Origin of the sequence: Paenibacillus sp. OK060 (assembly GCF_900101205.1) — a bacterium.
Lineage (GTDB): Bacteria > Bacillota > Bacilli > Paenibacillales > Paenibacillaceae > Paenibacillus > Paenibacillus marchantiae.
In genome coordinates, this window is sequence record NZ_FNFR01000005.1 from 588432 (window position 1) to 602700 (window position 14269).

General features: G+C 46.4%; 9 protein-coding genes and 1 pseudogene. 4 read left to right on the top strand and 6 right to left on the bottom strand.

Annotated elements, in window-relative coordinates:
- Positions 1-58: 58 nt before the first annotated feature.
- Positions 59-1024 (bottom strand): sugar kinase, encoded by a 966-nt coding sequence (locus BLS14_RS21225; RefSeq protein WP_063566859.1) that lies wholly within the window; start codon positions 1022-1024, stop codon positions 59-61.
- A gap of 221 nt (positions 1025-1245) precedes the next feature.
- Between BLS14_RS21225 and BLS14_RS21230 the strand changes: the two genes are divergently transcribed.
- The 3 genes and pseudogenes from BLS14_RS21230 to ilvD all read left to right on the top strand — a co-directional run bounded on the left by BLS14_RS21230 (position 1246) and on the right by ilvD (position 4661).
- Positions 1246-2298, top strand: a complete 1053-nt coding sequence (locus BLS14_RS21230) for an acyltransferase family protein (protein ID WP_090953812.1) — start codon at positions 1246-1248, stop codon at positions 2296-2298.
- A gap of 112 nt (positions 2299-2410) precedes the next feature.
- Positions 2411-2659, top strand: a pseudogene (locus BLS14_RS21235) (KGG domain-containing protein); the annotation flags it as partial.
- A 316-nt stretch (positions 2660-2975) separates the two neighbouring features.
- Positions 2976-4661, top strand: a complete 1686-nt coding sequence (gene ilvD / locus BLS14_RS21240) for a dihydroxy-acid dehydratase (RefSeq protein WP_063566857.1) — start codon at positions 2976-2978, stop codon at positions 4659-4661.
- A gap of 107 nt (positions 4662-4768) precedes the next feature.
- On the opposite strand, the gene BLS14_RS21245 is transcribed toward ilvD, so the two are convergent.
- Positions 4769-6169, bottom strand: coding sequence for a polysaccharide deacetylase family protein (locus tag BLS14_RS21245; protein WP_072734753.1), 1401 nt, complete (start codon positions 6167-6169; stop codon positions 4769-4771).
- A gap of 186 nt (positions 6170-6355) precedes the next feature.
- Between BLS14_RS21245 and BLS14_RS21250 the strand changes: the two genes are divergently transcribed.
- Complete coding sequence (locus BLS14_RS21250; RefSeq protein WP_090953814.1) at positions 6356-7552, top strand: AI-2E family transporter; 1197 nt, start codon at positions 6356-6358, stop codon at positions 7550-7552.
- On the opposite strand, the gene BLS14_RS21255 is transcribed toward BLS14_RS21250, so the two are convergent.
- From BLS14_RS21255 to BLS14_RS21270, 4 genes are all read right to left on the bottom strand, one after another.
- Entirely contained in the window at positions 7531-9339 is a 1809-nt protein-coding gene (locus tag BLS14_RS21255; RefSeq protein WP_256336623.1) for a peptidoglycan D,D-transpeptidase FtsI family protein, read from the bottom strand. The genes BLS14_RS21250 and BLS14_RS21255 overlap by 22 nt on opposite strands.
- Positions 9340-9462: 123 nt before the next feature.
- Entirely contained in the window at positions 9463-11745 is a 2283-nt protein-coding gene (locus tag BLS14_RS21260) for a methyl-accepting chemotaxis protein (protein ID WP_256336624.1), read from the bottom strand.
- 235 nt (positions 11746-11980) lie between these two features.
- Positions 11981-13309 carry a peptidase U32 family protein gene (locus BLS14_RS21265; protein ID WP_090953816.1) on the bottom strand — a complete coding sequence of 443 codons (1329 nt, stop codon included), beginning with the start codon at positions 13307-13309 and terminating at the stop codon, positions 11981-11983.
- Positions 13310-13326: 17 nt separating this feature from the next.
- Positions 13327-14256, bottom strand: coding sequence for a peptidase U32 family protein (locus BLS14_RS21270; protein ID WP_090953818.1), 930 nt, complete (start codon positions 14254-14256; stop codon positions 13327-13329).
- Positions 14257-14269 lie beyond the last annotated feature (13 nt).

The window sequence follows — 14269 nt, forward strand, 5'->3', positions numbered from 1 at the left end:
TCTTTTACAAGCCTTACATTAATGAACGAAGATGAGACATATATGATATCAGCAGCGACTAGCGCTCAACATGAGCTACATTGTTCAGCTTGGCCTCGACCTGCTCCCACGTCGGGAGCGCCTCCCAATCGCCAACAGCCTGTATTACCATGGAACCGGTCAAATTCCCGAGACGGGTCGCCTCCTGCGGAGAATATCCTTTAATAAGGCCGGACAAAAAGCCCGCACAGAATCCATCTCCTGCCCCAACCGTATCCAGGACATGATCTGCCTTGAAGTACGGAACTTCCGTTAGGGTACCATTCACCAATACGTAGGTCAAATCAGGGCCGCCCTTCACGATACAGACTGCATTCATAGCGGACAAACGCTCAAGGACTTTTTGATCATCTTCTTCGTTATACAGAAGTTTCATCTCGTCCAGACCCGGCAAGAAATAATCCGCTTGCTCAGCCAGACGAAGCAGAACAGGACGCGCTTCTTCAGCTGACCACAGTTTAAGACGCAGATTCGGATCAAAACTCACTTTCACACCAGCCTGCTTAGCTATATGTATAGCAGCTTCAACAGTAGCAAGTCCCGACGCGCTTATTGCTGCGGTGATGCCTGTAACGTGAAGGATTTGCGCACCCGCAATATAATCCGTGTCCAGGTCTTCAGGAGTAATCGCACTTGCAGCGGATAGCTTCCTATAATAGTGCACCGAGGCTTTCCCGGAAGCGTTCTCACGAATCATCAAACCAGTGGGCTCTTTGTCGCTCATCCTTGCTCTGGATACATCTACACCTTCACCACGAATTGCCTTCAAGATCATGTTACCGATCGGATCATTACCCAGGCGGCCAAACCAGCCGCTGGTATGCCCAAGCCGTGATACACCAATAGCCAGATTACTCTCTGCGCCGCCAAATGATTTGTCTAATGTCGCTGCATATTCGAGACCTCTTGTATCCTTTGCTGTCAGCAAACCCATGCTTTCGCCAAACGTAACAATTTCAGGGCTAGGGCGGGTATTCGTCGACATGAATTCTCCCCTCCTTATATTTACAATTTCTCATCTTCTTTCCCCATTGTCAGCCTCTATGCAACCGTTGTCAATCCCGGAGCGTTCATTTTGTTGTCACAGCTTTGAGAAAGGATAGCGCTTACTATTGTGAAATATATCACAATGAATGTTACACATCCATATTACCCTTATTACAGAAGCAGATTGCAATCGCCAAGGGTTATCAGGGGGGCTACAACATGAACAAACCGACCATCATTCACAAAGATCAGGATTCCTTTTTTTACAACTTGCGCTTCATGCTCATTGTCTGTGTACTAGCAGGCAATGCTCTTGAACCAATCATTACGCGTCTTGCAGGAGCAGAGGCTCTGTTTCTGTGGATATATACGTTTCACATGCCGCTGTTTGTATGGGTAACCGGCTACTTTGCCAGACATTCACTCAAAGGTACATCTGGCCGCAATGTGCTTAAGCAGATTGCATTACAATACCTTCTGTTTCAGTCCTTGTATGCAATAATGGATTTCACCGTATTCCACACACCGCATATGCGTTTGTCTTTCTTTGCACCTTATCTATTGCTCTGGTTTCTGGCAAGTCATTTCTGCTGGCGGCTGTTGCTTCGTCTTACACTCTCCTGGAAGCCGATCTATAGATTACTGGGTGCCGTGATGCTGGGAGTATGTGCCGGATATTTACCCTTTGATGGTTTCTGGTTGAGCTTCAGCCGAACGTTTGTGTTCCTTCCTTTCTTTGTTATCGGGTATGACTACGGAGCGTCCATCCGCTCCCATTTGCGATCCGGCTGGGGCCGAAGAATTGCAGCTACGTTATCTGCTGCTCTTCTTGGTTGGATTGGACTCGGAGGGTTCAACATTTCACCAGGCTGGTTACTGGGAAGCATGACTTATGCAGAGCTTGGACATCATGAGTGGTTTGCAGGAATTTACCGCCTCGGAATCTATGCACTTGAAATTGGATCAGGAGCATTATTTCTCGCCTGGGTCCCTTCATTAACATCCAGATTGACTGAATTGGGACGACGCACTCTGTATGTGTTCCTTTTACATGGATTTCTCGTTCGCTTGGCGGTCTGGTCCGGGGTTTACAACTATCTGGAGACCAGCTTGTATATTCCGGTGATTGTCTCCATTGCGTTACTGTTCGCTATAACGCTGGCCCACCCAGCCGTCCGTCATGCCTTTCGCCCTCTCATTGAGCCCGATATTTCCCGCTTTCACTTCAACCATCAGGGGGTATTAAAACGTTCAGCATCCTGGTTTAGATAAACTGAAATCCTGCTCCTTTCCATTCAAATCGACTTGTTTCAGGCTGGAAATGTTGTGGTAAGTAGGAATACGCGCTACAACAATCTACTTATGATATAAGGAGTGATTTGTAATGGCACGTCCACAGACGTCTGAACACAAAATGAGTCGCGAGGAAGCGGGTAGATTAGGTGGCAAGGCCACATCCAAAAAGCATGATCGGAGCTTCTACCAAATGATAGGTAAAAAAGGTGGAGAAGCGACTTCAGATGCGCATGATTCTCAGTTCTATAAGGAAATTGGACGCAAGGGTGGAGAAGCAACTTCCGAAACTCATAATAAAGAATTCTATCGGGAGATTGGCCGCAAAGGCGGGAGCAGTTAGTCTATCCCCATAGGTAGCAGTGAAAGATCACCTGATGCAGTGCATCAAATCAAGAAAGCTTCATTCCACTAATGGATTGAAGCTTCTTTCTATTGAATTGTAGAATTATGACGACGGTTGTGATAGACTCTATAGAAAAACCGGGTTGTTCACGGGTTTAAAGCAGCAAAGAACTTCACAAACTACGGGAAGCTCGAAACCAGTATCACTGGTCAATTTTTTTAGAGTACGGATGAAATTAAACGACAGATGCACTGCCATTTATATTTCCATTCATGTTGCTCAATATTATAAATTTGGGGGGAAATACACCATGTCAGCCAAGAAGATGCGTTCCGATATGATCAAAAAAGGTTTTGACCGTGCACCGCACCGCAGTTTGCTCCGCGCAGCGGGCGTTAAAGAAGAGGACTTTGGCAAACCATTTATTGCCGTATGTAACTCTTACATCGATATCGTGCCCGGCCATGTCCACCTGCAGGAATTCGGTAAAATTGTAAAGGAAGCTATTCGTGAAGCCGGTGGCGTTCCATTCGAATTCAACACCATCGGAGTTGACGACGGAATCGCCATGGGACACATTGGTATGCGTTACTCGCTGCCAAGCCGTGACATTATTGCGGATTCCGTGGAAACCGTTGTATCTGCACACTGGTTCGACGGCATGGTATGTATCCCGAACTGTGACAAAATCACACCAGGTATGATGATGGGCGCACTCCGCTGTAATATCCCTACCGTGTTTGTCAGCGGCGGTCCAATGAAGGCAGGTCGTGACAGCAATGGTAAAGCTCTGTCCTTGACCTCCGTTTTTGAAGGCGTAGGTGCTTATCAAGCTGGTAAAATCGATGATAAGAGCTTGCTTGAACTTGAACAGTTCGGCTGTCCAACATGTGGATCATGCTCCGGTATGTTCACTGCGAACTCCATGAACTGTCTGGCTGAAGCGATGGGACTGGCTATGCCAGGTAACGGAACCATCCTGGCTGTTGCTCCTGAGCGTCGTGAGTTTGTTAAACAATCCGCTAAACAACTGATGGAACTCATCAAATTGGATCTGAAACCACGCGATATCGTTACTGTAGAAGCCATCGACAATGCTTTTGCACTGGATATGGCTATGGGTGGTTCCACGAATACGGTACTTCATACATTGGCACTGGCTCATGAAGCAGGCATCGAGTATCCAATCGAGCGAATCAATGAAGTTGCTAACCGCGTTCCTCACTTGGCCAAATTGGCACCTGCTTCCGATCTTCACATCGAAGACGTTCACAATGCGGGTGGCGTAAGTGCAGTTCTGAACGAATTGCTCAAGAAACCAGGTGCAATTCATGGCGACTGTATCACGGTAACAGGTAAAACGATCCGTGAGAACGTTGAAGGTCAGGAAATCCAAGATACCAATGTCATCCACCACCTGGATAACCCGCATTCCGAAAAAGGCGGCTTGGCTGTATTGTTTGGTAACCTTGCACCACAAGGCGCCATCATCAAGGTTGGTGCTGTTGACGCTTCGGTTGGTGGATATCACAAAGGTCCTGCTATTTGCTTCGACTCCCAGGAACAAGCGCTCGAAGGCATTGCAAACGGCAAGGTAAAAGAAGGACATGTTGTCGTTATCCGTTATGAAGGACCAAAAGGCGGACCAGGTATGCCTGAGATGCTCGCTCCTACTTCCCAAATCGTAGGTATGGGCCTTGGTGCCAAAGTAGGTCTGATCACCGACGGACGCTTCTCTGGCGCATCCCGCGGAATCAGTATCGGACATATCTCTCCAGAAGCTGCTGAAGGCGGTCCAATCGCTTTTGTTGAAGAAGGAGACATCATTGAACTTGATCTGAACAACCGCATCATCGAATTGCATATCAGTGACGAAGAATTCGAACGTCGTCGCGCAGGTTGGAAAGGCTTTGAACCGAAAGTAAAAACCGGTTACCTCGCTCGTTATTCCAAACTGGTAACGAATGCAAGCAACGGCGGCGTACTGAGTATCTAATTCAAGTATGAGATATCCGGTGAATTTCTATATCGGAAACATAAATAAAGGGTTGCTCTTCAGCCGACTTCGGCGAAGGGCAACCCTTTTCTTTATTCATTTCGCAATCAGTTTCGTTCAGGTACAAGATCCTGTTCAGGAACCAACAATTCCTCAGAGGACTGTTCCGCCGTTGCAGCTACCAATGCGTGCTGACCATATCGATCCAGCAACACGTCAAGCGGCATGGCAATCATTTTTGGAACCAATTGTTCGGATCGCTGCTTCAGACGTTTCGTTCCTGCCGGATGAATGACGCTTAGCAGCAGTTTCAGATACACTTTGGATGCAGAACTGAACGGCCCAGGAGCCAACTCCCGAACCGTAAACCCGAATTTCTCCGGTCCCCGGTTAATCATGCTCACACCGTATAGAGCCTTGGCTGAACGAAGTTCAGGTTCAAGTGCGACCTGCCGGGCCAAATCAGGAAGTTGCTGTTCCATGGCCCGAATCATGCGAATGGCCAGATGCATACTTGAGCGTGAAGTCATACCTAGATCGAAAAGCTTTTTATTATCAAAATGAAGTTCAATAACCGGATCTCCGTTACGAATCACATGCCCGTCATTCATTTCAACCAATGCTCCATGATATACGCGGGAGCGGTAATGCAGCAATGGGTCCTCCGGTGACGCTGTATGCAGATGGTATACCCAATGAAACAACTTCTCCCACCCTAGCCACAAAGCAACAACCATCCGTTTCCAAGGTGATAAATGTGTTTGTGGTTGATTTGTACTTTTAGGTTCGCTCACCGTAACGCCTCCCATCAACGTATCGATGCGTACACTGTGCAACTGCTGCCTGTTTGCCTCCTGCAATACGACTTCGAGCGCCTGGAGCATCTGCTCCGGCGCGTGTGCATCAGCGCCGAGGGTAGTCCCTCGATCATGCAGCAACATGACCTCTCCGCCCCTTAGCTCCTTCAACATTCGTTCTGTCAATTTCTCAACGCCTACACTACTTCTCCAGTCCTCAAACATGGACGACCACAGAATAATCCGACGATCTTTTTTACTGAAAAAATCAAACAGATTCATAATCCCCCACGGTGGACGATAATAACAAGTTCTTACCCCCGTAACCTCCTGAATAATCTGACCTGTTCGTTGAATCTGATCTCGAACCGTACGCGGTCGCATCAACCAATTCGTTTTGTGAATATAATTATGAATTCCGAGAAGATGACCTTCCTCATGTATACGCTGAATGAGTTCGGGATGACGGGCTGCATGCTCCCCGACTACAAAAAACGTTGCCTTTGCCCCATACTGGTGTAGTAAATCAAGCAATCTGGGTGTGTATTCCGGGTCCGGCCCATCATCAAAGGTTAAGGAAAACTCCGTCTCACTTCTCCCGCGCCTGAACACACGAAAACCGAAAAATCTGCTAACTAAACTCGGAATAAAGGCGTAAAACGATGAAATGTACAATAACCACAGTAATATGCTCTGAAGTAAATTTGTCATGCTACAAACTCCCCGCTTCTCTTGCTGAATTACCGTGCCATAATATAGCACTAACCAAAATAAACCGCCTTTAATTTTATCATAATTCAGCCTTTTCTTGAATCCTCTTTTCCCAAAAAGATAGCTATCGTGTACAATAAATGCATCCTAATTTTTACCTTAATGACCAACAAAGGAGCCCTGCCCATGCTGCCGCTTTACAAAAAATATGGGCGCACCGTCTTTGACATTGCGCTGCTCGTATTAACCGTGTACTTTATCATGTACGGATTCAGTCGATTATATCAATTGGCTGCGCCAGTTTTTCTTTCATTTATAGTGTATTGGATGATCGAACCCCTGGCAAGATTTCTGCACCGCAAAGGATTGCCCAAAACCTTGGGCGCCGCTATTTCGGTTTTGTTGTTTCTTGCTGTTATTGTTGCTGCCTTTTTTGGATTGGGATTAATTATCGTATCCCAAATTTCTAATTTGCAGGATAATTTTCCTTATTATATCGAGATGGTCCAGCGTGAATTCACCAATCTGGTTTATTTTATTCAGGACAAGTCCGATGCTTTACCTGACGGAATAACCGAGAAGGTTAGTGACTATTTTGCTACACTGACCGGATTCCTGTCCAAATGGGTGACCAGTGGTGCACAAATCGTCATCGGTTTTCTCAGTTCATTTTCTTCCTTTATTACTAATTTCGGGATTGCCATTATTCTCGCGTTTTTTCTCAGTATCGAGATTGAATCCTGGAGGAAATTTGCCCGGGCCAAAACACCAAAAACGTTGAAGCTGGCTCTTGAATTTATGCGTAATCATGTGTTCAAGACGATCCGTTCGTATTTGAAGGCCCAAATGATTATGATGCTGATTACTTTTGTATTGATTTATGCAGGCTTGTTGATTCTTGGAACTGCCAATGCCTTCACCATCGCAGCCATCTGCGCCGTTTTTGACCTTGTGCCTTTGCTTGGTGTTCCAGTTATATTCATTCCGTGGATTGTGTATCTGTTCATTGTGGGAAATAGCAGCCTTGCGATTGGCTTAATTGTAGTCCTTGCTGTAACCATGCTGACACGCCAACTGCTGGAGCCCAAAATATCGGGTAATTCAATCGGAGTCTCTTCCGCATACTTGATGCTTTCTTTTATGTTGATCTCGCTCTCTGTCTTTGGTCTGGCCGGTGTGGTATTGTCTCCGGTGCTGCTGATTCTGCTCAAAGAACTACTGCAACAAGGATATCTCCAGCAATGGATTCACTTGCCGAAGGATGAATTCGAATCCTCCCCATTAGTGATGGACACACCGGGTAGCACCACCTCTCGTATGAATGCTGAGCCTTCGGTGCAAGAACCTGCTCCTCCCGGTAATCATGAGGATTCAGCCAAATAGTCCATCACTTTTCTGAACATCGCCGTTGCTTGATGACGGCTGCTTGGAGCAACGTTTTGGACAAGGACAGCTACAGCATATTTGGGTTGTTCCGTAGGTCCATACCCGATAAACCATTGATGGTTACGTTTCTCTCCATGCTGCTGTACCTGTGCTGTGCCTGACTTCCCTGCCACCTGCCACCGTGCATGTTGCAGGGATTTTCCCGTTCCGTCACTGACAACCTTCTTCATCCAAGATAACAGTTGATGCGCCGTAGCTGGAGAGATCCGTCCTGCCGAAGATGGTGAATCATGCATCGGCATATCCAGCATCGTATCGCCATCGGCATATCGGATACGCTGAACAAGGCGTGGAGCACTCACCTTGCCATCATGCAAGAGCGTAACGATCAGATTAGCCGCTTGTAATGGAGTCACCAGAACGTCCCGCTGACCGATAGCCGTCTGTACCTTGGCTCCTTCATCCAGAGGAGAGACGGATGGCAGTCTCACTCTTCCTGCGTCCTCATGATCAAAATGATGCAGTACCGTCATTCCTGCGATTTGCTTTCCCTCCCAGCCAACTGGACGTGCCAATCCCAAAGCATCTGCCGTACGTTCCAACTGCTCCATACTGAGCCGACGAGCAGTTTCAGCAAATACAATATTGCAGGACTCGGCAAACCCTTGCTCCAGATTCAATGTCCCATGCCCATGCTCCTTCCAGCAGGACAGACCATATTTCCCCCACTCGCCACCACAATGAAAAGTCTCCCTTTTGGATACTGCGTGATATTCCAGCGCGGCCGCTGCTGTAACGATTTTGAATATGGAACCCGGTACAGCCCCCTGCACGGCACGATTCGACCAAGCCGTTTGTTTAGGGTCTACATGCTGCGGATTATAGAACGGTGCCGAAACCATTGCACGTACGTCTGCATTGGCTGCATCCAGCACAACGATAGCTCCTTCCTTCATTCCGGACTTCTTCACAATCTGCTCTATCCCTTGCTGCACATCGATATTGATCGTCGTCTCTGCATGCAATGGATAGTGTGTATTGGAGGGGGCAATCACGCGTGGCTGGATATCCGGAATAACTTCTCCTGAACCTGTAACCATGCGTGTTAACAGAGTAGGCCCAATGCCCATCAATAAAGGCTCCATTGTTCTTTCCAACCCAGCTGCTCCAGATTTCATGGCAAAAGGCTGCTTCACCTCATTTTTGTGACCCGACTGCACATTCGAGAACCCAGGCTGTTCAGCAAGATAACCCAACCATTGCATGCCCGTAGCTGCTTGTCCATAACGTGTCATGAGAGGATACACACTCGCTCCGTCTGCCTTCAATTCACGTAGTCGGGCAACCTGAGAATCGGTCAACGTACTCGGCTGGTTGGCACCTGCTGTCCAGAAATGGGGTGCGTTCCCTTGATTCCATTCCTTTTGTAACGACTTCACATCAGTATGTAAGAGAGCCGCCAATTCCTTAACTTCCGAATTTGCCATTGTGGATAGATATGCATGACTTGTTTGATCTGAATGTGGAAAAAGGACCAACCCCCATTCCAGCTTGCCTGTTAGGGGCTGCCCCTTATAATCGGTAAACTGTCCTCGTCCCGTATCCAGAACCACTCCACGCTCTCGCTGCAATACAGACATTTCACGAACGGTACGTTGAAATCCTGGCATCGTGCGGTTGATTTGAATGCCCTGAACCCAAGCCAAACGAATCATAAGCAAAGCGAATAAACCCGTAAGAAGAATACATGTAATATAAATGCGCCGCTTCAGTTGTACATGCATCTGGCCACCCCGTTCAGCGTTTTGGCATAGTATTCTACATTCAGAATGGAATTATCCGGTAACAACAAGAAAACCTGTCCCTTATTAGGGACAGGCTTCTCAAATGAAGCAAACAGGTTCAAATTAGACTGTAAAGCGAGACAATGTATCTTTCAATTCTGTCGATACATTCTCTAGTTTTGCTGACAAATTCACCAGTTGGTTGCTGATATTTTGTTGTTCACTGCTCAAGGAGGCAACTTCCTGGGACGTTGCAGAAGATTGTTCAGCTACTGCGCTGACATTACTCATCGCTTCGGACAACGTACCTTGAGATTGATTCAAATCTCCGATTGAGCCGGTGACCATGCTCAGACTCTCAACAAAAGCACCCATTTGTTGCTGTACTGAAGCAAATATTACATTGGTATCTTTTACGGCATCCATCTGTTCCTTAAATAATGGATAAGCTGCAGACAGTTGATCTACCGTCTCATTCATTTCGGTCATAATCTTGTCTGTAATGTCGCCGACCATATCAATGGACTGTCTTGATTGTTCAGCCAACTGACGAACCTCATTTGCTACCACCATGAACCCGCGTCCAGCTGTACCAGCACGAGCGGCTTCAATTGTTGCATTCAAGGAGAGAATGTTCGTTTGTTTGGTAATATTCTGCATGACGTCAAGCACCTTCAGAACAGAGGATGTGCTCTCTTTCAAGGAATCCACTTTGTTCACCAACGCACCAATCATTTCTTCTGTCTTCTGTGTTTTGGTCATCAACTGGTTCAGATGCTGTGTACCTGTCTGACTGGATTTCTCTACATGGCGGGCTGAATCACCCATTTGTTCATTTGCGGCGACCACACTCTCCATCTGACGGGAGATATTGTCGGTCAATTCGTTTCCACGCTCCGCTTCTGTTGCCAAACTGCTTGCTCCACCTGCAATTTCTTCAGTGGCAACGGCAATCTCTGAAGCAGAGACTGCTGTTTTCTTGGATGCACTGCTTAGCTCAGAAGCAGTATCCAATACTTCCTGTGCAGATCGGTTGGTTTGCTCCACGAGTTTCGTAATTTGCTCCATCATCAGATTGAATGCAGCCGATAATTGGCCAATTTCATCCTGGGAGCTATAAGGTGTACGCACCTTGAGGTTCCCTTTTGCACCTTCTTGCATCAGATCTTTCAATTTGCCCATTGGGCGGGCAATCATACGAACCATCCAAATACCGATCAGTATCGCAATAACGGCATCAATCAATGCCATCCACAAAGTCAGTGTAAGAATACCCTTGGCATCTTTCACCAGGATCGAAGTTGGAACCATCCCAATCAGTTTCCAATCGGATGTATCCATGGTGCTGTATGACGCCAGCATATTGGTTGAATTTCCATCCACCGTATACTCCGTATTCGTGCTGCCGGATTTTTCTTTCAACTCTTTTATAAAAGCCAAATCCGTATCTTTTCCTGTACGATCAGCAATCGTTGAAGCTACAACCTTGTTGTCCGGAGCAATGAGCTGGAGGACTGCGCCTTCACCCAAGTCAAGTGATTTCAATTGCTGCTCCAGAACCTCCAATTTCAATTCAATGATTAACACATAGGACTGGGTTGTCCCTTGCAGGTTCTTCATTGAACGGGCAATTCGGAACGTTGGTGTGCTGCCGTCCTCTTTGACTTCCGTTGGAAGCCAGCGATATCCACCTGCTTGTACCAACTCGTCGTACCAACTCTCATTCCGAATGTCGCCCATGGAAGAACTGCTGTTACCTGTGCCCATTGTAGATCTTGTTTCGTCTGTAGGCACAAGATAAATCGCTTCCATAGATTTATTCGTAAAAGCAATATTCGATAATTGTTTGTTGATGGAGCTTGAATTCACAAACGTATCATATGCTGACAAATTCTTATCAGACATCTTTTGAAGCAAGGACTGCATTTCCGGATCGAAGAAAATTTGTGTAGATGTGTCTACAAACCGTTCCAGGATAATGTCCATTTTTTGTTTGGTTTGTTCAATCGTTTCCTGATTTGATCGGGATGCATTCTTCTCAATCGTATCTTTGGCTTTAGCATAGGATAATAGACCTAAACCAATAACAAAAAACATGATTCCTACAAAAAAGACCAAAAACAGCTTGACGCCTACCGATTTAACCGGATTAGCCTTCTTAATCTGTGTAAACGTGGTTCCCCCAACATCTTTCCAGTTTTGATTCTTCAACTGGTTTTTGGTCTTGTTCCACCCCGACTTCAGCTTACCTGAGCCCAATGTAAAAGACTTTTTGCCTGAGGCATCCCCTGTCTTACTTTTAACACCTTTTTCTTTCTTCACTTTCTGAACCTTCTCGGGCTTAACCTTCTCGGGTATTTTCAACTCTTCCCCACTGTCCTTCTGCTTCTTTTGAACCAATCCCATTCACCTGCCAGTAATTTACTTGTTGGATTTTTCTTTCTCTCCCCTATAAATATGTAGTATTCGACAGCTTTCTCCTTTCCCCTTTCGTTTTTTCGAAATTTATTACAACTTTTTTCCTATTTTTCTATAAAAAAAAGACCCCCATATACCGATATACGGAGGTCAAATTTGTAAATTTTATAACACTATATTGTTAAAGCATAATATTATTTTGTTAAAAACTAGGCATTTGAACCTACTTCTTTTTTCTCATCATATCAAAGTAGGAAACAGGTTGATCCACCTTCATTTTTACACGCTGTAACGGGTGACGAGCTGCATCGAGCACATTGCCTTCTTCATCCTGCAGTTCCCCAACCACTTGTTTGAAAAAGTGGCCTCCCGGACCGAAAAATTCGATTTCCTGTCCAGGTTTGAAATGATTGCGCTGTTGAATGGTCGCCATTCCTGTAGCCGCATCATAGTCCATAACCAATCCAGCAAAGTCGAAAGGTACCGCTTTTTCTTCCGGTTCATAGATGTGGTCCTCATGATCCGGTGTATCATAGAAAAATCCGGTATTCAGTGGACGATTCGCTGCCTTGTTCATTTCCTCTACCCACTCAGGCTTCAATACATAGTTCTCCGGGTCAGCCACATAAGAATCAATAGCTTGACGATATACGTTAACCACGGTAGCCACGTAGTGAATCGACTTCATGCGTCCTTCGATTTTGAAACTATCCACACCAACATCAATCAGCTCAGGAATATGCCCAATCATGCACAGATCCTTCGAACCCATGGAAAAAGAATTGTCCTGTTCCTGGAATAGGGGCAGCTGGTTCTCGCCCAATTTGAATGGTGCAGGTGCCTGCATTTGCATTTCTTCTTCGCTGACCCACACGGTATCTTCCCGGGCATCTTCAAAGAGATCATACTTCCAGCGGCAGGATTGGCAGCAGCCACCCCGGTTGGAGTCACGATCCGTAAAATGGTTGGACAACACACAACGTCCGGAATATGACGAACACATCGCTCCATGAATAAAGGCTTCGATCTCGATATCCACATTGGCTTTGATTTCTTCAATCTCCTCAAAGCTTGTCTCACGACCAAGAACGACGCGTGGAAGACCTTCATCCTTCCAGAACTTCACAGCTTGCCAGTTCAGAGTGGATTGTTGTGTACTCAAATGCACTTCCAGACCCGGTACGGCACGCTGAGCCACTTCAATAATTGCTGGATCTGCTACGATAATAGCTGCAATTCCTGCATCATACAAGTTTTGCAAATACGCTTGAATGCCTTCGATATCTTCATTATGCGCATAAATATTGGTTGCCACGAAAACTTTAGCTCCATATTTTTTAGCAAATTCCACACCTTCACGCATCTCTTCAAAGCTAAAGTTATCCGCGTTGGAACGCAATCCGTATGCCTGTCCACCGATATACACAGCATCTGCACCATAATGGATTGCAAATTTAAGTTTTTCCAGGTTGCCCGCCGGAGCAAGCAACTCCGGTTTGTCCAGACGGTTACGTTTACCCGAGAACTTCCGCTGTACCGCCACTGTTTCCATGTTGTTCACCTCGTCTATTAATACACCTGTTCTTTATAGAAAAATCCAAACGACAATTCCCGTTCAGGGTCCTGCAACTGACGAACCTCGTCCAGCCATTCTTCACAAAATGCATAAGCATCGGCATCAGCTGCATAACTGTCCAGAGCTATACGGTATGCACGTACAACAGCTTCGTTATACGCAAGCGATTTTAACATGCCTTCGATTTTGAAGCTGTGTACCCCGGCCTCCATCAACAGATGAAGATCTTCGAGAATACAAATATCCTCCGAACTCATGATGTGAGTTCCGTTCAGGTCTTCATAGATCGGGAACTTCTCATCCCGGCGTTCAGCCTCGATCAGAAATAAACCACGCTCTTTACCCAAATGCCCCTCTACAGGACGCCCCTGATGGGACATATAACTTTGCACCAGACTCCGTTTGGAATGATAAATGTTCGTCATGCCATGTACCTGAACCTGAGCTTCCACCTTCAGAAATGGAACCATCTCTGTCAGCTCGTCCATATTCAGCTCCCGAGCAAGCACGACACGACTCGCTCCTTTGGCCCCCCAGTAGTTGGCTGTTGCATAGTTGGTCGATGTCATCTCAGCGTTCCAGTGCAGCTGGATATGCGGAGCATGCTCCTTAATAGCGGCGAGCACAGATGGATCGTTGAACTCCACCCCATGAACACCGATTTTACCCAGAGCTTGAACGTATTCAGGTAATTCCTTTAGCAACTCGTTGGACATCAGATTGTTCATGGACACGTATACACGAGCCTGATGTTTCGCTGCAACGGCAACGACCTCTGCTGTTTCTTCCACACTGAAGCTGCCGGGAAGACGCATGCCGAAGCGATCATCCCCAATTAACAAAGCATCTGCTCCTACTTGGAGCAGCACCTCTGCCTCTTTCACATTTGCCGCCGTAACGAGCAGTTCATGTTTCGTACTCATATACATCCCCTCC

Bases quoted from the DNA above. Each gene is read 5' to 3' on its own strand.
- BLS14_RS21260 (WP_256336624.1), bottom strand. From the start codon at position 11,745: ATGGGATTGGTTCAAAAGAAGCAGAAGGACAGTGGGGAAGAGTTGAAA.
- BLS14_RS21265 (WP_090953816.1), bottom strand. From the start codon at position 13,309: ATGGAAACAGTGGCGGTACAGCGGAAGTTCTCGGGTAAACGTAACCGT.
- BLS14_RS21230 (WP_090953812.1), top strand. From the start codon at position 1,246: ATGAACAAACCGACCATCATTCACAAAGATCAGGATTCCTTTTTTTAC.
- BLS14_RS21225 (WP_063566859.1), bottom strand. From the start codon at position 1,024: ATGTCGACGAATACCCGCCCTAGCCCTGAAATTGTTACGTTTGGCGAA.
- ilvD (WP_063566857.1), top strand. From the start codon at position 2,976: ATGTCAGCCAAGAAGATGCGTTCCGATATGATCAAAAAAGGTTTTGAC.
- BLS14_RS21270 (WP_090953818.1), bottom strand. From the start codon at position 14,256: ATGAGTACGAAACATGAACTGCTCGTTACGGCGGCAAATGTGAAAGAG.
- BLS14_RS21245 (WP_072734753.1), bottom strand. From the start codon at position 6,169: ATGACAAATTTACTTCAGAGCATATTACTGTGGTTATTGTACATTTCA.
- BLS14_RS21250 (WP_090953814.1), top strand. From the start codon at position 6,356: ATGCTGCCGCTTTACAAAAAATATGGGCGCACCGTCTTTGACATTGCG.
- BLS14_RS21255 (WP_256336623.1), bottom strand. From the start codon at position 9,339: ATGCATGTACAACTGAAGCGGCGCATTTATATTACATGTATTCTTCTT.